This is a genomic window from Paenibacillus sp. JT31N11, from assembly GCF_056269285.1.
Map to the genome: position 1 here is coordinate 147,934 of NZ_JBWDNQ010000002.1, position 21,728 is coordinate 169,661.

Sequence of the window (21,728 nt, forward strand, 5' to 3'; positions counted from 1 at the left end):
TCTTGTCATGATATACGGCGAAGACGGTCCCGCCTACGATACGTATATTACCCTTGAGGCACAGCAAATAATCACACGGGCGGCAATAAATGGACTTTATGTCCTGCTGCCTGCTGCTAACTCTCCAATTGAATAAAGGGGCTCCACTGCCCTATCGCATACAAATGCAGCTCATGCATGGCCCGCGTGCATACCGTATAGAACAGCCTGCGCTCGCTCTCCCGGCCATACTGGACAGCTGATGCATTATAGACAAGGACAGCGTCGAACTCCACCCCTTTGGCCAGATAAGAGGGAATGACCACTACGCCGGATTCGAAGGTCGTGGATTCCCGTTCAACAAGATGAAGCCCCGGGATCACTTCGCTGAAGGCCCGGTAAGCCAGCATGCTCTCCGCGGCTGTTTTGCAAATAATCGCAACCGTCTGATGTCCGGCTTGAAGTAAACCGGCAACCGTGCCGGAAATGAGCTTGTGCAGCTCCTCTTCGCCAGAGACAAGCGTCAGCGCGGGCTCTTCGCCATCCCGGTTGAACGGCTGGATAACCTCTCCTCCTTCAATGCAGCGGCTCGTAAACTCCACGATCTGCCGCGTCGAACGGTAGCTTCGGGTCAGCGTTATGGTTTCCGTTTCCTCCGGATCATAGAGAGCGGATAATGCCTTGAATCCGCTGCTTCCTGCCGCGTTATGGGCGTTAATCGACTGGTTCAGATCCCCAAGCGCCGTTACTCTGCTGTGCGGAAACAGCCGCTTCAGGAAGGCGAACTGAAAAGCGGTATAGTCCTGCGCTTCGTCAATCAGCAGATGACGTACGGAGGTATTCGTATGAAAGCCGCGCACACGTTCGACCAGATACAAATATGGAGTTGCATCCTCATAGGCCATTTCACCCTTGTCCAGCCTCGCAATTGTTGCCGCGCATATTTCCTCCCAATACTCCGGAAGGCCGCCCTCAACTTCGGAGGCAAATCTCCGGGCAAAGGCCGGATCGGCATACAGCTGCCGGTAGGTCGCTTTCAGATTGACGAAGGCAAATTTCTTCACCCGCGAGCGGAGCGGTTTGAAGCTCTCGCCAAGGACATAATCAATCAGCTCCTCGCGTTCAAGGTCATGGTCATCAAAGGTCGAGCCGGAGTATTGTTTTTTTCGCTTCAGGTTCTGATAAATCCGGGCATAGGTCTCATTATCCAGCAGCTCGATGGCATCCATCGCCCAATCCTCCCCGCGCGCCTCCTTCTGGCGCTCGCTCAGACGCTGCAGCAGCCTCTGGGCCACCAGGCGCAGACGGTTCGGAACAGCCATTGACGGGTCCAGCGAATAGAAGGACTCCGCTATGCCCTCTGCCGTTACGACGGCCTTCCCGCGGAAGACAAGATCGCGGAATAGCAGTCCCTGACTGCCCAGTTCAGCCAAATAGCGGTCCATCAGCGCGACGAAGCCGCCCGAAGCCTTGAACCGGATCCCTTCAATGCGGGGTTCGTAGCCCGGCTGATCCATTCCCGTCAGCGCGTATTCCAGCTGGGCATACGGATTCTCCAGCCGGAAGGCCCTCCCGATCCGGTAGGCCAGATAGTCCTGGAAGGTCGTCTGCTCCATATTTTCCTCGCCAAGCTCGGGAAGAACGGTAGAAACATAGCTGTTGAACATCGGATTTGGCGAGAACAGCACAATTTGATCGGCTTTCAGAATGCCCCGGTACCGGTAAAGCAGATAGGCTACTCTCTGCAGCGCGGCAGAGGTCTTGCCGCTGCCAGCGGCGCCCTGAACAACCAGCAGGCGGCTGCGCTCATTGCGGATGATCCGGTTCTGCTCCCCTTGGATGGTCGCCACGATGCTCTTCATCTGCGCGTCGGATTGTTTGCCCAGCACCTCCTGGAGCAGTTCATCCCCTATAGTCACACCGGTATCGAATAAGCTGACAATAATGCCGTCGCGGATTACAAATTGTCTCTTCACCTTCAGCTCGCCATGAATCGTTCCGGATGGAGTCTCGACCTCTGCAGGGCCAGGAGGATAGTCGTAATAGAGACTGGATATGGGAGCCCGCCAATCATAGATCAGATAATTCTCATCCGCGCGGTCACGAAGTGAGGCAATTCCCAGGTAAATGCAATCCTCCTGCTGCTCCCCGTCTTCCATAAAATCAATCCGCCCGAAGTAGGGGGAATTCCGCAGCTTCCTGAGTGTTCTAAGCTGCATGGACGCCTGGCCGTGAGTACGCTCACGCTCGGACAGCAGCTCGGCCTGCTGCTTCATGCTGGCAAAGGTTTCTGCGACTTCCGCAGTATCTTCAAAGTTGACGGTTACGTCTTCCCAGAAATTTTTCCGTATTTCGACCATTTCGGATTTTGACTCCAATGTTTCCTGCTCCAGCAGATCTATGCGTGTATCGATCTGTTCTACGACCTCATCCACGCGCCGCTGTTCCTCTGTCCAATCCTGATTGGTTTCGTTCATCGTCTAATCGCCCTCTCTATCCCAAAGAAACTATTGACATCCAAACAATTATTATGATATAATTATAGTGGATAATTACGAAAATTTATAATTTATTCTTTTCAGTCCGTCTATAGATTTTACCAGACTGTCTTCAGAAGATCAATTCATTACTTACGCTTAATAAGCGGAGCGCTCCTGCAGCGCTCCGCTTTCTTGTTTTTGCCGGTAGAACGGCAGGGCTTGCAAAGCGCTGCCTTATTTCTTTCCGGACAATCTGCCGGTCTCCGCATCGTAGGCATCGAAAATTTGCCGGGCAATCGGAGCCGCCCCCCAGCCGCCGAAGCCGCCGTCGGGAACGATGACCGCCACTGCCAGCACCGGGTCTTCAGCCGGCGCGAAAGCGATCAGCACCGCATTTTCCACTTTCTTGCGGTCTCCCGCGTCCTGCTCGGACGTGCCGGTCTTGCGCAGAAAGGTATAGTTGACGCCCTCAAAGCCCTCGACCTTAACCTGGGACATCCCCTTGTAAATTTCATCCCAGTACTTCTGGGGGAAACTGATGGTATTCAATACTTTGGGCTCAAAGCCCTGAATGATGCTTCCATCCGTGACGCGGATTTCATTCACAAATTGCGGCTGCATTCTCTTCCCGCCATTGGCCAGCATTGAGGCATACTGGGCAAGCTGAAGCGCGGTGTACCGCCCCTGCTGGCCGAACGAAGCCCGGACAAGCGCCGACTGCCTGCTTGCTGCCTCGGCTTCGTGATAATAATCGATTACGCCGGCCGATTCCCCCGGAAGGCCGCTCTCTGTAGATACTCCCAATCCGAACTGCTTCATATAGCTGTCCCATACATCCACGCTTTTCGCGCCGTACTTGTCCAGAAGCCTGTCTCCGACCATTGCCGACATAAAGGTATTGGACGATTTTGCGATCGCCTGATAAGGGTGGAGCTGACCGTAAGCATGGTTGTCGGAGTTATGGATTGGCACCTCATGGCCTTTCTTGCCAAAATAATATACCCCCGTGTCGGAGTAGACGGAGCCGGTCGTGAACAAGCCCTCCTGCAATCCAATCATGACTGATAAGGGTTTCTGCGTCGAACCCAAATATACGAGCGAAGGCGGATGCCGGTCCCGCTCCTTCTTGGAATCATAGGGAGCATAGACCTGCCGGATTGTACCGTTGTATTGATAATATTCGATATTTTTCAAATCCTCTTCGGATATTTTCCCGCCTGCCCATACATTCGGGTTATAATCCGGCATGCTGGCCATGGCGACAATCTTGCCCGTATTCACTTCCATGGCTACCGCATAGCCGGTCTTGGCATTTTTGCCTTCGTTCAGAGGCGAGCTTGCGGCGGTTTGGAGCGTCTTCAGCTGATCCGTAATCGCCTGCTCCGTTGACAGCTGGACATTCCGGTTGATGGTCAGATAGATATCATCGCCGCGCACCGGTTTTGTAATTTTGGGAGGTCCGATAATCAGGCTGCTGGCATCAACCGGATAGGTTTTCAAGCCGTTTTTGCCCCGCAGCTGATCCTGATACATATATTCAAGCCCGTCCATGCCTACATCCTCATCGTCCAGAAGCTGCAGCGCCGGGTCTGTCTCTTCCTGCTTTTGTTTATACTTGTCCACGCTCTCCCGTACACCCTTATATTTCTTCAAATAGCCGACCAGCTGCACGGCAATCGTGCTTTGATCGTAATGGCGGACGCTTTCCTCCACGATATCGATTCCCTGATACAGATCCCGGTTCTCGGAGAAATAAGCGATTTCCCCCTGCGACAAGCCTGATTTGATCCGCCGGGGCACCGTGTACGAATTCCGGGTATGGCCCAAATCCATCTGACGGATAATGTCTCCGGAAGTCATGGCAGGCTCTTCCTTGCTGCCATATTCAGCAAAAGCTTCGCTCAGCTTCGCGGCAAGAGCCTCGGCATCCTCTTCTTGGAAGCCCGGCTGAATCGTGAAATAGAGGGACTGCGAGGAGATGGAATATGCAATGGGCTGACCGGATGAATCCAGTATATTGCCGCGCGCAGGCGGAATTTCAATGTCTCTTTGTCCCGACTTGCTTTCCTCCTCCTGGAGGGCGGGACTTCTGACGAATTGCAGAACAGCCAGCTGAATAATGAGAATGGCAAACAGGATAAAGGAGACAAAGAAAAACAGGTTCAAACGAAGCGCAAAATGCCGCCGGCTCATGTTTTTCTTCACCCGAGGGTCGGCATGAAGAGACATCAATAACAACTCCTTGGCTGTGAATAATCGAGGGAATGGCAACAACGTGGCAATTGGGACAGATTAACATTTTATAGACGAGAATCCATGTCCAAAAGTTGCAAAAAAAGAAAGAAACCAACTATCGCCGTCCTCTGGCGGCAAAGTTAGTCTCTTCCCTTAAATCTTATGGATTTGTACGGCTTGAAACTTGTTCCCGTTCTATAAGGCAAGAAGAAACGGCTTCGCATTCCTTTGGCGGCACAGTAAGTTTCTTCCCTTGGAAATATCATTTAGAGTATAGGATAATTTTATATGTTCTTATAATTCCAAAAAACTTGCCGCGCTTGCAATGCGGCGCAGCGAGCCTCCCGACTGTCGCCATTCCAAGATACCGCTCAGCCGTACACCCGGTCTCTCGTCCGCAGCAGATCAGCCAGGAAAACAAGCGCCAGGCCTTGTCCCCAGCCCTGCACCCGCTTATGCGATACGCCTCGATAGCCCTCGGCATCCCGCATCACAGCCGTTCCCGCCGAAACGCCGGTCACCGACCCGTCATCGGTAATCCGCTCCATAATGCCGCGTATCGACTTGTTCACGTATCTGTTATATAGCGTCCCGGAATGAAGCAGCGCCGCGGCGATCCCTGCCGAGCCCGATGTTTCCAGGTAGGAGGAATCGTCAGTCAGCACGGTATGCCACATCCCTTCCTCCGATTGCAGCCGCACCAGGGCGCTGAGCTGATCGCGGAGCGAGCCCTCAATCATCATGAAGGAGGGATGGGTGACATGAATATGCGGCAGCGCCTTCGCCATCGTGAGCGCGGCCCATGCATTGCCTCTTGCCCAATAAATCCCGGACATATGATTGCCGGCCAGATTATCCCAGCCATGATAATACAGATTCGTGATGCCGTCCTGCAGGCAGCGCTCATGTCCATGATACTGCAGCAGACCATCCTCCAGATAATCCTTCCTCTCCAGCAGCGCGCCCATGCGGATCAGAAAATAACCCGCCATCATCATCGTGTCGACCCATGCCTGCTCCGGGAATTGATAGGTGACAGAGTTCACGGTATGCTGGAATATTCCTTCTGCGAAGCGCGGCGCATCGAGCCGCAAATATTCGGCCATCTGCTCGGCGACCTCCAGATACGATTTGTCTTCCGTCGCCTTGTAGAGGGTAATCAGGGTATGTCCGACGGATACTCCATTGACGGAAAGCTTGGGCAGACCGTCCTCCAGCTTCTCGTCCACCCATCCCTTCAGCAAATTCAGATACTCTGTTTTGCCGGTTGCCTCGTACGCTTCCGCAACGCCATAGAAGGCGACGCCCGCGGGCCAATCCCAATTGAAATCCATCCGGAATATGCGCTCGACAACCCGGTCGATCGCGCCTGCGACCTGCTCCTCTTCAAATACCAGTGGCGGCATTTAAGACATCCCCTTCCTGATCAGCCCTTCAAACCGCTTGTGCTGATTCCTTCAACAATAAATTTCTGAAATGTAAAAAAGACGATAACGACAGGCAGCAGACTGAATGTGGACATCGCGAACATCGCTCCCCAATTGGACAATGAGTCGCTGTCGAGAAACATTTTCAAAGCCATGGACACGGTATACATGCTTGGCTTGTTCAGATAGAGCACGGGGCCAAGCAGATCCTCCCATCTCCAATAGAAGGAGAAGATCGCCGCCGTCGCCATCGCCGGAGCCACCAGGGGCAGAATAATCCGGTAAAACAATTTGAATTTGCCGCAGCCGTCGATGGTCGCCGCCTCATCCAGTTCCGCCGGAATTGTCCGGATAAACTGAATCAGCAGAAAAATAAAGAACGGCGCGCCGAAGTAGCTCGGTATAACGATTGGCTTGATGGAATTAAGCCAGCCGAGTTTGGCGAAAAGGATATACTGCGGCACCAGCACCACATCATGCGGCAGCATCAGCGTAATCATCATGATCGTGAACCAGAACGTCTTCCCGGCAAACCGCAATCTGGCAAAGCCGAAGGCCACCAGCGCCGAGGACAACACCGCCCCGATCGTCGAGAGAATGACGATGATCAGCGAATTTTGCGTAAAGGTAGCAAAGGTATATCCCCCCACACCCTCCCAGCCCTCCTTGAAATTGGTCCATATCCAGGGGGAGGGAATCAGGGAACCCGCCGTGATGAAGATGCGCTCGCTTTGCTTGAACGAGCTTATAACCAGCCACAGAACCGGATAGAGCAGGAGAGTCGCCCCGCCAGCAGTGAACACATGATAAAGGGACCATTTGAAGCGTTTGGACAGCATCATCATTGATCCCCCTTCGATTCGTAATGAACCCAGAAACGGGAGGTCTTGAACAATATCGCGGTCAGAATCGCAATAATAATCAGCATTACCCATGCCATAGCCGAGGCGTAGCCCATATTGGTGAATACGAAGCCCTGGCGGAACAGATAGAGAGAATAGAGAAGCGTACCGTCCAGCGGACCTCCCTCGCCTTTGGAAATGATATAGGCCGGTACGAAGGTCATGAACGCCCCGATGGTCTGCATGATCGCATTGAACAAAATAACCGGGCTGAGCAGCGGCAGTGTGATCCGGAAGAAGCGGGAGAACGCCCCTGCCCCGTCAACATTGGCCGCTTCGTAGTAGCTGGACGGGATATTTTTCAGCCCCGCAAGAAAGATCAGCATGGAGGAGCCGAACTGCCACACGGACAGGAATATCAGCATCCACAGCGCCGCGAGCGGGCTGCCGAACCAGCGGACGGCTTCCAGCCCTAGCGATCCCAGCAGGATGTTGACCACACCTTCGTCGCCGAACAAATTGCGCCACATGATCGATACCGCGACGCTGCCTCCGATAATGGAGGGCAAATAAAACAGGGTCCGGTATAATCCGATGGCTCTGGAAGCCGTGTTGAGCAGCATCGCGATCAGCAGCGCAAACAGCAGCCGCAGCGGCACGCCTCCCAATACGTAGAGAAAGGTTACCTTCAGCGAATTCCAGTATTTCGGATCATGCAGAAACATTTTTTTATAATTGGCTAATCCCGCCCATTCCGGGGCCGAGAAAAGATCGTAGTCGGTGAAGGAGAGGTACAGGGAAACGAACATGGGAACAAGCGTAAATATAAGAAAGCCCAGAACGAACGGCCCGATAAAAGCATAGCCGGTGAGATGCTGCTTCCATGCGATTTTCAAATCATCAACCCCTACTTTTAAAAGGCTTTCATGAATCCGCGAAGCGGCTGCTTGGTACGTGGACAGCCGCTTTCGCGTGCGTCATGAGCGGTTACTTGTTCTTCTCCAGAACGGCATTTGCTTCTTCGCGGAACCGTTTGGCCGCCTCTTCAGGCTTGATTTGATCGAAAGCCATCTGCTCGCTGTAGGTTTTGAATATATTGATGATTTCGGCTGAGCCTACCGGGTCCGGGGGATCAACCGGCGTGCTGTTCGTTTCCGCCCAGGCGACATAGTCGAATACCTGCACCTGCGCGGGTTCGAGCATCGGCTTAAGCGCTTCCTTCACCTTGGAGGATACCGGCACGCCGCGCTCGCCTTTAATCAGCTTGTTGGCCTCGATGTCGTTGACGAAGAAGTCGATGAATTTTGCCGCTTCCTCTTTATGCTTGGAGTTCTTGGAGACGGACAGATACATGCTCGGCTTCAGATACAGCCCGGCTTCCCTGTCCGGCCCCGGCATATGCTGCATTTCCAGCGGTCTTGCCGCCACCTGCTGCAGAGCGACGAATTGGTTCGTCCACTGCCAGATGCCGACTGATTTTCCTTTCACCACGGGATCGTCCTCCACGCCTTTGACCTGTGCCATATAATCGGGGTTCGGCACTGCGCCGCTGTGAACAAGATCAGCCAGCTTCCCGAAGAAATCGACGAACAGCTGGTCGTCCTCATAGCCAAGCCCGGTTCCCTCGGCATTGTAGAGATGCTGTCCCATTGTCCGTAGATAATAGCCGAAGAACACTTCCGGTCGCATGCCTGTGTCGAAATAAAGGCCGGCTGCTTTGGCTTTCTTGGCCAGTGTTACGTAATCGTCCCATGTCCAGTCTGGGTCCAGCTTGTCGACGCCCAGCTTGCTGAGCAGCGCCGGATCATATTGGAAGTTGACGACGTTAACGCCGGCATTGAACCCATACAGCTTGTCGCCCACTTTCCCCCCGGATACGGCATTCTCGGAGATATCCGCTACATTGATGATGTTCGACAAATAAGGTGTCAGATCCTCGAGCTGTCCTTTCTCACCGTACTGCGACAGGTAGGAAATATCCATCTGGATAATGTCCGGAAGCTCGTTGGCTGCCGCTTGCGGCGCAAGCTTCTTCCAGTAATCGTCGAAGTTGGCAAACTCCGGCTCAATCGTCACATTGGGATGCTGGGCTTCATACATTTCAATAACTTTCAATGTGTAATCATGTCTTGGCTGACTGCCCCACCAGGTCATACGAAGCGTGACCGGTTTGTCTTCTGCCGTCTTCTCCGCAACCGTCTCATCGCCGGTATTTCCCGTGTTGTTCGTGGTTCCGGCATTGGCCGGTTCCGGATTGGATGCGCCGGTATTGTTTCCGTTTGCGCCTCCACAGGCTGCAAGCACGAACAGCAGCGTGAGTGCAAGCAGAAGCATCATACTCTTCCTCATATGAACAGTTCCCCTTCCCCAGGCAATAGAATTTGGTAGCTCTTACATATCCAATTATAAGAATTTACAGATGAAGGGGAATGCAATAAACCGTGTCCTTTGTTCAAAAAACAGTCTTTACAAGGTCCGCTTAAACTCCGAAGGCGAATAACCGGTATGCTTCTTAAATACCTGGCTGAAATACTGCGGGTTGTCGCCAAAGCCGAGGCGGTCCGCAAGCTCGAACACCTTGACGTCATCCATCCGGTCGATCATCGCAATGGCTCTCTCCATTCTCAATCTGGTGACGTAATGGGAGAATTTTTCCCCGGTTTCTTTCTTGAACAGCTTTCCCAGGTAATCGGCGTTCATATAGAGCATGTCGCCTGCCACCCAGAGCAGCGAGAGTCTTTGATCGGCCAGATTCGCCTCAATGCATCGGATGACCTTGGCGATAATATCCGATCTGGCATGCTGATGGAACACCTCATTCGCCAGACAAATCTGCCTGGCCGTTGCGACAATAAAATCCCGCATCGCCCGCATGGTATCAAGCTCATCCCATTTCGCCAGCTCCTGCAAATAGCCGCCCAGCTTCTCCGGCCCGCCCGCCCGGACAATACCGACATATAGGGGAACGAGATAAGATTTGACGAGAGCCGTCGCGAGATATGGCTGGGACAATGCCTCGAAATAAAGATCCAGCCCCGCCTTCGCCTCCTGCCACTGCCCGGATTTTACCGCGAGACACACGCTCTCCTCGTCAGGAAGCGCAGGCTCCGCCTGCGGTCTTGACGCAGCGGCAATATCCTTTCTGGTGATCAGACTGTCCTCCCCCAGATAGAAACGGAAGGACAGGCATTCCAGCGTATCCCTGTATAGCTGCCTGACAGCTGTAATGTCGCCGGGATCGCTCAAGGCAGCGGCGGCTTTGATTTTATAATAGGCGGTGAATATCCGCCTGATTTGATGAATAAGCGCAAGCAGCAGCACTGGCTCTGACGCTTCCCTGATCAGCAGCAGCACCTGCTTGCCAACGATGGCGCTGAGCAGCAGCCGTTTGCCCAGCAGCTCCTCGGCAATATTTTTGAGCGCGAACAGCTGCTCATATTCGCAGACTCCTTCCACAAGAAGCAGAAGCAGCCGGACCTCCCCGCTTCCTGTTGCGATGCCAAGCAGCCTGCTGAAATCCTCCCACTCCTCCCGGCCGTACGTCTTGTTGGTCACAAGCTCTCTCAGGAACTGCTCACGCGCATGCGGCTTGACTTTCTTCAGCTCCTGCTCCATGGTTTGCAGGAACTGCTCCTTGCTGAGCCTCTGATTCAGTTCCCCGACGAGTTCGTTCAACGCCTCCATAATGGCCCGCTCATTGCACGGCTTAAGCAGATAATGCCTGACCCCAAGCTGCATGGCCGTGCGGGCGTAATTGAAATCGCTGAAGCCCGAGAGCATAATAAACCGGATGGAAGGGTCCATTTCGTACAGATGCTGAACCAGCTGCAGCCCATCCATGCCCGGCATTTTAATGTCCGTAATTACGATATCAGGCCGCTCCTGTTCCGCCCACGCCTTGGCCTCCAAACCGTTGCGTGCGGTTGCGGCAAGGCGGGTTCCGCAGCCATTCCAATCGACAATCCGGGATATTCCCTCCAGAATAATGCGTTCATCATCGACAAGCAGCACCTTATACACGAACATTTCCCTCCTCTTTATCCAGCGGCAGCCGGAGCATAACCTTCGTACCTTCTCCTCTGACGCTCTCTATGGACAATCCGTAAGTCTCTCCGAAGAGCAGCTTGATCCTCTCCTCAATATTGCGCAAACCGACTCCCGAACCCTGCGGCTTGAGCTCGCCGCTCTGCAGCAGCACGAGGACGTCTTTCTCCATTCCGGGGCCGTTATCCGTTACCGTGATGGCAATTCCCGCCCCATCCGGCGCCAGGCTTGCATGCACATGAATCGTACAGACCCCGATCATTTGCTCAAGGCCGTAGTTTACCGCATTCTCGACAATGGGCTGCAGCGACAGCTTCGGAACGGCGCAGTCCAGCAGCCCCTCCGCGATATCCAACCGGAAGTCCAGCCTCTCCTCGAAGCGGAATTGCTGTATGGTAATATAATTCCGGATAATTTCCAGCTCATGGCTCAAAGGGATCAGCGGTTCCTTCAGGTTGATGGAGCTGCGCAGCAGAAAACCAAGCGACTCTACCATGCTCGAAATGTGGGACTGACCGCTCATCTTGGCGGACCAGTTGATCGTATCCAGGGTGTTGTAAAGAAAATGGGGGTTGATCTGTGCCTGCAGCGCTTTGAAGTCCGATTCCTTGATCGTGATCTGCTTCACATAATTTTCCTGTATGAGATCGTCGATCCTCCTGACCATGATCCGGAAATTCCGGTGAAGCTGTCCGGCTTCATCCATCGCCATCGGGATATCGTCCTGTTCCTCGAAGCGCTCGAAATTATCCAGACGCACCCGCTTCATTTTGTCGTTAAGCCGTTCGATGGGAATGGTAATACCCTTGGACAACCGGAAGGAGAAGATCAGCGCCAGAATGACGAGCAGGCCGTAAATCAGGTACACATAATGCTTGACATCGCCGATCCGCTTAAAAATACCATCGTAAGGAATGACATTGATATACGTCCAGCTTGTGTTGGCAGAGGGCACATAAGTGATGAAGAATTGTTTGCCGCCGCGGCTTGCGACCGCATAACCCTGATTCGACCGCATATAGGTTTTCAGCTCGCTGCCTGTGATGGACGGCTGCTCGGGATAGACAAAATGATCGCCGTCCGCAATTATAAATTCGGCAGAGCTCGTGTCAAGCCCCTTCATAAAATCGCCAAACAGCTTATCCATATCGATGCGAATCGCAATCATGCCAAGCGTCTCCAGATTCAGCTGGTCATAAGAGCGGATTAAGCGGGCGGCGCTCAATACCTTGTCGGATTTATCAGGCAGAATCCACGTATTGCCGCCCATGAGGAGGCCGGTTTCCCGCTTGATTGCCTCTGCGCGTTCCTTCGAAGTGGAGATCTGCTTGGCGCCTGTAGCATATTCATCGTCCCGGTAATCAAAAATCTGCAGCGACAAAACAAAGGTGTCGAGACCGCCCAGGTTGATCATCCGCTCGCGAATTTTGGCCGCCAGGATGAAGCGGTCATACTCCGTGCCTCCATGCTTGATCGTGGTCAGATACGACTGCATCAGCCCGTCTGTTGCGATCCGGTAAGTCAGCTGCTCCATCTTCTTCAGCTCGTTCTCGATACTGAAGGAGGTCAGATGAAGCGCCTTCGCTGACTGCTCATAAATTTCTCCGTCGTACACCTCGAACGCCATCTGCTGCACCACCACGATCAGAATCCCCACGGTCAGCATCACTGCCGAGATGAGAACAAACAGCTTGTATTTGATGCGGAGATTTCGGTAAAGCGCTTTCATCGAAAGCAAGGATACGCCTCCTTTTTATAAAGTGCCCCCCGCAGCACGGCCAGCCTGCGATGGGATGGTTCTTATCTTATAAGCAAGCTTCGCAGGCTGTCAACGAAGAATCCTGTTCCTGGCGCTACTCCCGTAAGAAGAAACGGCTGAAGCCGTCTTTTGAAGGCAGATTAGTTTCTTCCCCAAAAATATCAGAGAAGCAGCGACCAAATTTTGTACTTTCTGATATTTCGAAAAAAAGCCCGGCCCCGCATCAAAGCTGCGGGGCCGGGCTGATCAAAAACAGGTTTTCGTGAGCGGCTGTCTATCGGTAATGACGGGCCGCCTGATCCTGTTAACCATCCGGAATTGGAGTCAGCGGCGGCTAAACTTCATTGTCCGGAATTTCCGGTGCGGGGTCCGGCGGAATTTCCGGCAGATCCGTCGGCGGAAGCTCCGGAATGACATCCGGCTTGATTTCCGGAGGTTGATCAGGTTTGATCTCCGGTATGACCTTTGGTGGAACCTCTGGGGGACTATTCGGCTCTTGATTGTCTGATACCCTTTGATCTATCCTACTTAGCATGGTTACCGCCTCCTTCCCTACTTATTAACCATCTACCGCTGATTCTAATTAGGCTCATGCCGGACTGGATTTCCCGGGGGCCGGAAGCTTGACCGTGAACGTCGTTCCAATTCCGCGTGTGCTGCTTACCGAGACCTCCCCGCCATGCATATCAATAATCCGCTTCACAATGGAAAGTCCCAGCCCGCTGCCGCTCGTCTGGCGGTTGCGCGATTTGTCCCCCTTGAAGAAGCGTTCAAAAATATAAGGGAGATCCTCCTGGGCAATACCCGTTCCGTTGTCCGAAATGCGGATAACGGCTCCGTCCTCCGCATCTTCGGCTTCGATCGTAATGGTTCCGCCTTCAGGCGTAAACTTAATACTGTTGCTGAGCATATTCATCCACACCTGGGACATGAGATCCTCATCGGCCGTAATGTTAATCTCCCCCAAATCCACGTCCATTAATATATCCTTCTCCACCCACTGCGGCTCACAGGCGAGAATCATGCTGCGCAGCTGCTTGTCCAGCCGGTAGCGCTTGATTTCAAACGGATGCTTGTCGGACTCCAGCGAGGTCAGCTTAAGCAGATTATCGCTGAGCTTGGACAGACGGGCGCTCTCCATCTCGATAATCGTGTAATAATGCTTGCGCTGGTCAAGACCCAGGCCTTCCTCCTGCTGCAGAGCCTGGGCAAAACCGCGAATGGAAGTCAGCGGAGACTGGATTTCGTGAGAGACATTGGAAATAAAGGTCTGCCTCATCTGCTCCATCACATCCAGCTCCACCGCCATATCATTGAGACTGTTCACGAGCTGGCCAAGCTGGCCGGGCAGAGGCTTGCCTGTACCAATAACCACTTTGAAGTCTCCCTTGGCAATTCTTCGAATGGCGTCAAGAATTTGAACCCAGCCCCTCATATCCTGCCGCCAAGGGCGGAAGCACAGGATCAGGAGAAACATTACGACCAGGCTGGCAATCTGAATGATCATCTGTCTGCCGTAGTGATTATATAATCCCGGGGCTTCGCTCTGAATGAACAAAGCCAGCTGTTTATCCTGCATGGCGAACGGCTGGCCGACTGTGGCAACCGCCGTCTTGAACAGATTCGGCCGCTTGATATGCTTGACGATGCCGCCGGCGAGTACAGCCCGGATATCTTGCTCCTCCAGGTTTTCGGGAAAACGGTTGGCCTTGCTGCCATAGGTCCGGACTTTGCCGGCTTCATCCGCAATCAGAATACGGTACCCGTTATGCCCTGCAATCTGTTTCCAGACCTGGTCAGAGACCGGCTGTCCGGCCGCAGCCAAGCCAGTCATCATCTCCCCGTCATGCTGGATGATGGCAAGCGATTCCGACTCGTTTCCCTTCTCTGCCACATAGCTAACCACGGTATAGGCGATGCTCCAGCTGACTGAAATCATAAGCAAGAAACCAAGCAGGCCAAGCACCACTCTGAGCCAGTTCGGCATGGCTATACCTCCAGCCGGTAGCCGAGCCCGCGTATCGTCTGAATGCGAAACCGGCACTGCTCCTCGGGGAACCGCTCGCGCAGCCGTTTGATATGAACGTCAACGGTCCGCTCGTCGCCTTCATAATCAAATCCCCACAGCTGCTCAATAAGCAGCTCGCGGGAGAATGTTTTACCCGGATAGCTGGCTAATTTGAACAGCAGCTCAAACTCTTTGAGCGGGATCGTCATGCTGCAGCTGCCTGCAATGACTTCAAGATTGCCGCGGTTAAGCTGGACCTCGCCAATCTGTACCGTCTGGGAGGTGGCGATCCGGTAACGCTTAAGCAGCGCTTTGACACGGGCGATCAGCTCCAGCGGCTCAAAGGGCTTGACCAGATAATCATCTGCTCCAAGCTCGAAGCCTTTGACCTTCTGCGAGGTTTCTCCCTTGGCCGTCAGCATGAGCACCGGCAGATCCGCATAATCCCGAAGCTCCCGGCACAGCTGCCAGCCATCCATATTGGGCATCATCACGTCGATGATGGCCATATCGATCCGCTCCTTCTCCACCAGCGCCAGCGCCTCCACGCCGTCAGTAGCTTCAATGGTTTCAAAGCCCTCGCGACCCAAAAACAAACACACCAGCTCGCGGATATGCGGATCATCATCTACAATCAGCAGCTTCGTCATATCTTCCATTCATCTCCGATTCCTGCCCGCGTAATAAGAAACGGCTGTCGTTGTCCTTCTGGCGGCGCAGTTAGTTTCTTCCCATTGACCTTATAGACATAAAGAGGAGTAAAACTTATTCATGCTATAAGATGAACAAGAGGATATCCTATAACTGTTCCAGCTCATATCCATATACTGTTCGTGCTTTCATGATCAATTATTCCAATAATGGCGTTAACCGGCTGTTTCGTCAACACCAGCCAACGGGCACTTCCATAACCTTGCAGATGGAGCGCCGGCACCGCTTTGAAATGTAGTATAAGATCACTTTATGAACTGAACATGAACGAAGAATAAGGGCAAATTACTAAACGCCTTTGACAATTCTGGCCGCCCTGTTCGCGACCTGGCTGTACAGCTCATCCTCATCTATCGTCAGCAGCTTTCTTCCCTGCATCAACAGTACCCCGTCAACCATTACACTGTCGACGTCCGCCCCGTTTGCGCTGTATGCCAGCAGAGCCTCAACATCATGGATGGGCTGCAGATGCGGCTTCTTTAGATCAATCAGGATCAGATCCGCCCGCTTCCCGGCTTCAAGCGTTCCCACATCCCTATCGATATGCAGCAGCTTTGCGCTCTCTATCGTTGCCATACGCAGTGCCTGACCGGCCGGCAGAAGCGTTGGATCGCCAAAATCCAGCTTTTGCAGCCAGGCAGCCGCCTTGATTTCCTCGAACATATCGAGCGTTTCCGTGCTGCCCGCGCCATCCGTACCAAGACCCACCGCAACACCCTGCCTCAGCAGTTCGCTGACTGGAGCGATTCCGCATCCCAGCTTCAGATTGCTGACTGGATTATGAGCGACTCCTCCCTTCATCCCGCCCAGCAGACGAATATCCTCATGTGTCAAATGAACCGCATGCGCGAGCAGCACATGCAGCGAATCGAACAGCCCAAGCTGATGCAAATATTCCGTTGGTGTCCGGTCATACCTTTCACGAATGCGTACAACCTCTTCCCGGGTCTCAGCCAAATGGATATGAACCGGAATTCCGCGTTCCTTGGCAAAAGCGATCACCTCCTGCATCGGCTGCGGCGGGCACATATAGGGTGAATGCGGGCCGATCATCGTCGTTATACGGCCGTCCGCCGCCCCTGACCAGCGGTCGATCAGATCCACTGCCTCCCGCATACGGATTCCGCCGTCATCCTGCATAAACACCAGCCCCCGGGTAAGAGAAGCCCGCATCCCCGTCTCCACAACTGCGCTTGCAATGCTGTCCATTTCGATATACATGTCGGCAAAGGCAGTCGTTCCCGAACGGATCATCTCGGCCATGGCCAGCTTTGCTCCCCAATAGATATCTTCCCGGTTCATGTTGGCCTCGGCAGGCAGCATCTTCTGATCCAGCCAGTCCATCAGCTTCAAATCATTCGAAAATCCGCGCAGCAGGCTCATGGGCGTATGCTGATGGGAATTGACAAGGCCGGGCATTACGGCCATTCCCTTCGCTTCTATAATCCTATCCGGCTGTGAATTCTCCCTTCTCTGCTCTTGGGTCCATCCCCGGCCTTCCCCGGCTTCGTCCGGATACCTGACTACCGATGCGATCCGTTCGTCCACAATCCATAAATCTCCCTGAAAAGGCTGGGCCCCAGTCTCCATCGTCAAGATCGTACCGCCTTTAATCAACGTCCGCATGCAACCACTCTCCCTAACGCTTCATAGAGTAAGCCATTTCCGCATGGCCCTCACAAGTACGGTAAGCGTTGACCCGGGGTGAAGGTCAATCCCCGAAGACCCGATTATTTGTGAGCTATGACACAATCCTCCAGAGCGCATGCCACTTTGCCGCGGGATGAGTTAAGATGACAGGCATTCCTGAACGAAAACAAGTTTAACGGGAGGCTCGGTCAAAAAAAAAGGACAGCAGACAGGATTCAAATCCTGTCTGCTGCCCTTCTGTCAGTCCTGCCGTCGTTGGAGCGTCTGAGACGGACAGTTAATACCCTACCTCTACCGAAGCGATAACAACATAGATCAGATCATTCTTGTCTTCTTTATCCGGCAGCACAATTCCGCTTGAAGTTACCATTCCGCCGTCGACGATTTCAATCGTAACCTGACCATATGGGAGCTCCGATCTGACCGCTTCCTCGTCCAGTCGTTCACGGTCGCAGGGGACGGCCAGTCTGACATGAACCTTCATCGCCTGCAAATCATTGCCCGGAAGCACGGAGCGAAGACCCGGCATGGAGTTGTGGTGGATTGCATTCTGAACGGCTCTCACTGCCGCTTTCGTGATGTTCTGTCCATGCAAGTCGGTACCCATACCCAGCTCTATGAAAAAGACATTGTCCACGTTGATTCCTCCACCTTTGTTTTTTCTTGATTATAACAGATTGTGGAACGCTTCATGAACCTTGCGGCGGAGCCAAGCTTAAAAACAACGCAGCACCGGAATCCGGCGCTGCGTTTGTTCTCCTGATAGCTGCCTGAAGTTAATGGTATGAACCTCATACAGTCGCCTTCAGGCGCCTATCCATTCCATGATGTCTGCCCGCGGCGCTCCCCCCACCTCTTCGGCCAGGATCTGCACCAGCTTGCCGTATTGAATTCTGGCCGCTTCCGCATCCCCGCACTGCCGGTACAGCTTCATCAATTCGAAGTGGAGTTCTTCGGCGTGGGGAAACTTGTCCAACAGCTGGTTGTAGAGATGGATCGCTTCCGATACGCGATTCACCTGCGCCAGCAGCATCGCCGCCTCCGATGTATGCCGGAACCATAAATAGCGGAGGCGCTGGCGTTCACTCTCAGCCCATAAATAATCGTAATCCGCCAAATAGTCGCCGCGGTACAGTTCCGTAAGGGCAAGATGATGATCCAACGTATCCTTCGTCAGCACCGGCGTCCCCATTACGCCCTGCTCCCAGACCTCGATATCAAGGGGAAGCCCGTTTACTTCAAGCTTGTAGCCCTTCTCATTGCTTTTCAAAACAAGCGTGACATCCAGTGCCGCGATAGTTTTGCGGATCTGATAGGCCGTTGTGTAGAGCTGGGTATAGCCTTTCTTGTAATCGACCTCCGGCCATAGAAGCTCCAGAAGCATATCCTTGCGGATCAGCTGCTCCCTGTGCAGAAGCAGGAAGGAGAACAGCTCCTGCGCTTTAAAAGTGCGCCACGGAATGGACTCCAGTTTGCCGTTGTCAAGCTCCAGCGTCTGGAAGCAGCGCAGCATAGCAGGTGAAGCTGAGACGGGTGATACTGGTTGAATATCGGACGCTTCAGGCCTACCGGCTGCCACAGCTTGCGGCAATGAGAGCTGCAGCCGCTCCACAGTCCTTTTCAGCCGCTCGGCATTCACCGGTTTTAGCAGATAATCGATCGCGTTAAGCTCAAAGGCTTTGATTGCGTAATCATCGTATGCGGTAACGAACACAACCTTCAGGTTCGGATCGCGCATTTGCAGAATCTCAGCCGCTTCAATTCCGCCCAGAGCCGGCATATCAATATCCAGGAAAGCGACGTCCGGTTTAAGGCTCTCCGCCTGATTTACCGCTTCCTGCGCGTCTCGTAACTCAGCGAGTATATGTATGCCCCCGATTTTCTCCAATTGTCTGCGTAAATAGTGGCTTGCCAGCGCTTCATCATCAACCAGTATCGCCTTCAATTGTATTCACCCCTATGCCATGTTCGAGCGTAAGACATCATATTGCAGCCAATTTCAAATTGGCTTGTTCATCATTTATGAAGTATATCAAGGATGCGAGATGAATCTGTCGCATACACTCGATTGCTGTCAATACAGATTGTAGTTGTTCGGAAAATGTAAAACAACCCCGATTTTTTAGACAAAGAAGAGCCGTGCTTCGTAAAAAAAGGCTGCTCTTTCTTTTATCGGTTTGTCGAGTGATGAATTCAATAGAGACTGGAAGAAACAATTATTTTCCTATTATATGGGTATAAAGTTGATTCGCACCCTTAGGGGATCAAAAGGTTAAGCGCTATACTTCTCGTAAAAAAAGGAAATCCCGGTCATTCCGGAATCCCCTTACCCCCTGCCGCTATGGATGAGACCGACTGTTAATATGGCAGCTCGTTGTCTTCTGGACGAGTTATATCTGCCTGCTGGCTATCTCCGCTCTTCCGCTCTTCTTGTGCACGGCCAACCAGCTCCAGCACTTCGAGCAAATCCGGCGGCTGCAGCAGCTCCACCGGCGATACGCTGCGGTCAAACTGAAACGCGTCGCCTTCAATGAGCGCAATATATCGGCCATTATATGTGGCAAAATGAATCGCGCGCCCGAATTCCGACAGCGGTCCCTTGACCGAAACGCCATCCAGCTTGAAGGCCACGCTCAGGTTCGGCTGCTGCTCTACCAGCTGCTCCGCGGCCGCTGCAACCTGCTGATGGGTCCAGCTCTCCTGCAGCTCCCTCTTCTCGCTTGCCGCCCATGCCTCGAAGCGCTGAGCCTCCTGCTCCCGCTCCTCGCCGTCCTGGCCCTGCCACTTCTCATCCATATAGTCATGCACCATAGTAATCATCTGTTCGCTCATCAGCTCCGGCATCGCTTTCTCGTAGCTTACAAACCGCAGAAAATCCTCGAAATACCGGGCATGCGAGGCTTGATGGATTTTCAGCTCCCAGGGCTCCAGCATCCCCTCCTCCGGCATGAAGGGATATTGAATGGACTTCATATTGCGTGCGCTGATGGCCATTTCCACATGTGAAATCAGGCTTTTCTCATCCGAGATCCGGGCTATCTTCGGTTCAAAATCGCATTTCAGGATAAATAGCAGGGGCTCGTCCGTATGCCGGTTCGGCGTTGCTTTCACAACGATCAATGCGCCTCCGCGGACGGCTGCGGCATCCATATAGAGACGGACAAGCTCATCCGCGTAGCTATGGTAATCGTGGTTGTTATCCGCTTCACGAAGCCGCTGAAACAAATTATAGTTCGGGTTGCTGTCCAGATCATATCCGGGTTCAGCTATAAATCGTCCGATTTTGGTTGGCGCGTTCTCCGTATTGGGATGGCGCTCCGCCTTGCGCTTGCATATCCGCTGAAACTCGCCGTCCAGAAAAGCTTTCAGCTCACTGTCGGCGTAATCGTGCTGGTCCATGGTTTGAAAATGCTTGAACGCCTTGGCGGCATTATCCGCTCCGTCTGCCTGAATAACAAAAAAAGATAGATGATGCACAATAAAATCCATAGGTGCGTCCTTCCCCTTTGCGGCTCATAATAACTTGCTTGCAGCACTTGCAAATAACTGCTGTGTCGGAGCTGCAAACCCAAGCCAATAGCATAGCATAATTTTTCAGCCGGATTCCAGTGCTGTTTTCTTCCTTATGACCGCAAGTACGCTATTCTCACAGGCTTTCGCGTTCCCGGGTATAAGAAATGCATCTGGAGCAGCTGGCGGATCATCTGCCTGTATGGAGATGAAAAGAAGCCAGGAAACCCATAGGGGTTTGACCTGGCTTCTCCCATTTCATTTGCGCTCCGCGATTTTCTAATGCTGGACATCCTCAAACGCGTTCAACCGCTCCAGCACCCGGCGTTTGCGGTACAGCATTGTTGCCGCTTCCGCCACATCCTTCAGCATGCCCCGGTTGATAAAGGCTCCGAACAGGATACCTGCCACGGGAATGAGCTGAAACAGCTTCTTCCAGCCAAAATTGTCCCGGTAGGTGGCCACAACCTCCCGCCAGCCCTGAATCTGCGAAGCCATCTGATTATGGGATTCCGGCTGGCCGAAATGTCCGAGCTGCTCCAGTATCGCCTTTTTGCCGACAATGTCGGAGGAAGCGAACTGAAGGCATTTGATTACAAATACCCGTTCTTCCTTGAGCCTGGGATCGTAGCCGTAGCTGACCGCAACCTCCTGAATCGCTTTGAGCGAAATGCCCAGCAGCGCCGGAATATCGATGGCCAATGTGAAGATGCCGCCAATTCCCGTAGTCGCCCCCTGAACGGTGGCAAAGGCTGCCCTGCTCTGCGAAATTTCTTCCGCGGACTTGTCCATAACCGCAAGCGGGCTGGACGCAGCTTCCTCCAGCGTATCCACACCAAGCTTGCGGAGCACCATATTCTCGGCGATCAGATATTTTCCGCCGGTCTGGACGAAGCTGCCGATCTCGTCAATGGCCAACCCGATTTTGTCCTGCAGAAAACGCGGGGTTAATTTGTCCAGCAGCACGAAGGGAAGCCGCCCCAGTTTTTCCCAGAACCAGAGGTCCTTCTGCGAGCGTTCCCATTTCTCGATTTCCGCAAGGACGCTTACAAGCTCCTCTTTTGTTTCAATCGTCATGAAGCA

Annotated in this window: 16 protein-coding genes; all 16 read right to left on the reverse strand. The window is 53.2% G+C overall.

Translation table 11 applies throughout. From position 1 onward, the window contains the following. Window positions 1-116 precede the first annotated feature (116 nt). Complete coding sequence (gene helD / locus AC0YNV_RS08655) at window positions 117-2,456, reverse strand: RNA polymerase recycling motor HelD (protein ID WP_475767596.1); 2,340 nt, start codon at window positions 2,454-2,456, stop codon at window positions 117-119. 237 nt (window positions 2,457-2,693) lie between these two features. Continuing rightward, window positions 2,694-4,688, reverse strand: a complete 1,995-nt coding sequence (locus AC0YNV_RS08660; RefSeq protein WP_475767598.1) for a peptidoglycan D,D-transpeptidase FtsI family protein — start codon at window positions 4,686-4,688, stop codon at window positions 2,694-2,696. Between the two features lie 377 nt (window positions 4,689-5,065). Next, window positions 5,066-6,100 (reverse strand): glycoside hydrolase family 88/105 protein, encoded by a 1,035-nt coding sequence (locus AC0YNV_RS08665; RefSeq protein WP_475767600.1) that lies wholly within the window; start codon window positions 6,098-6,100, stop codon window positions 5,066-5,068. A 20-nt stretch (window positions 6,101-6,120) separates the two neighbouring features. After that, window positions 6,121-6,960, reverse strand: a complete 840-nt coding sequence (locus AC0YNV_RS08670; RefSeq protein WP_475768392.1) for a carbohydrate ABC transporter permease — start codon at window positions 6,958-6,960, stop codon at window positions 6,121-6,123. A gap of 2 nt (window positions 6,961-6,962) precedes the next feature. Further along, a complete protein-coding gene (locus tag AC0YNV_RS08675) occupies window positions 6,963-7,859 on the reverse strand; it encodes a carbohydrate ABC transporter permease (protein WP_379113293.1) in 897 nt (298 codons plus the stop codon). A 91-nt stretch (window positions 7,860-7,950) separates the two neighbouring features. Next, complete coding sequence (locus AC0YNV_RS08680; protein ID WP_475767602.1) at window positions 7,951-9,312, reverse strand: ABC transporter substrate-binding protein; 1,362 nt, start codon at window positions 9,310-9,312, stop codon at window positions 7,951-7,953. 117 nt (window positions 9,313-9,429) lie between these two features. After that, window positions 9,430-10,983, reverse strand: a complete 1,554-nt coding sequence (locus AC0YNV_RS08685) for a response regulator (protein WP_475767604.1) — start codon at window positions 10,981-10,983, stop codon at window positions 9,430-9,432. Next, window positions 10,976-12,736 carry a cache domain-containing sensor histidine kinase gene (locus tag AC0YNV_RS08690; RefSeq protein WP_475768393.1) on the reverse strand — a complete coding sequence of 587 codons (1,761 nt, stop codon included), beginning with the start codon at window positions 12,734-12,736 and terminating at the stop codon, window positions 10,976-10,978. Before AC0YNV_RS08690 ends, AC0YNV_RS08685 begins: the two co-directional genes overlap by 8 nt. A 364-nt stretch (window positions 12,737-13,100) precedes the next feature. Next, the gene (locus AC0YNV_RS08695; protein WP_475767606.1) at window positions 13,101-13,301 is read right to left on the reverse strand and encodes a hypothetical protein; all 201 of its coding nucleotides are present in this window, start codon (window positions 13,299-13,301) and stop codon (window positions 13,101-13,103) included. A gap of 54 nt (window positions 13,302-13,355) precedes the next feature. Beyond that, window positions 13,356-14,753 (reverse strand): sensor histidine kinase, encoded by a 1,398-nt coding sequence (locus AC0YNV_RS08700; RefSeq protein WP_475767608.1) that lies wholly within the window; start codon window positions 14,751-14,753, stop codon window positions 13,356-13,358. Window positions 14,754-14,755: 2 nt separating this feature from the next. Next, window positions 14,756-15,424, reverse strand: a complete 669-nt coding sequence (locus AC0YNV_RS08705; protein ID WP_475768394.1) for a response regulator transcription factor — start codon at window positions 15,422-15,424, stop codon at window positions 14,756-14,758. Between the two features lie 349 nt (window positions 15,425-15,773). Beyond that, on the reverse strand, window positions 15,774-17,111 hold the full coding sequence (locus AC0YNV_RS08710) for an amidohydrolase (protein WP_475767610.1): 1,338 nt from the start codon (window positions 17,109-17,111) through the stop codon (window positions 15,774-15,776). 301 nt (window positions 17,112-17,412) lie between these two features. Then, window positions 17,413-17,772, reverse strand: a complete 360-nt coding sequence (locus AC0YNV_RS08715) for a Lin0512 family protein (RefSeq protein ID WP_210039685.1) — start codon at window positions 17,770-17,772, stop codon at window positions 17,413-17,415. Between the two features lie 168 nt (window positions 17,773-17,940). Then, on the reverse strand, window positions 17,941-19,080 hold the full coding sequence (locus AC0YNV_RS08720; protein ID WP_475767612.1) for a response regulator: 1,140 nt from the start codon (window positions 19,078-19,080) through the stop codon (window positions 17,941-17,943). Between the two features lie 413 nt (window positions 19,081-19,493). Beyond that, entirely contained in the window at window positions 19,494-20,624 is a 1,131-nt protein-coding gene (locus AC0YNV_RS08725; RefSeq protein WP_475767614.1) for a DUF3900 domain-containing protein, read from the reverse strand. 300 nt (window positions 20,625-20,924) lie between these two features. Beyond that, complete coding sequence (locus AC0YNV_RS08730) at window positions 20,925-21,722, reverse strand: EcsC family protein (RefSeq protein WP_475767616.1); 798 nt, start codon at window positions 21,720-21,722, stop codon at window positions 20,925-20,927. Window positions 21,723-21,728 lie beyond the last annotated feature (6 nt).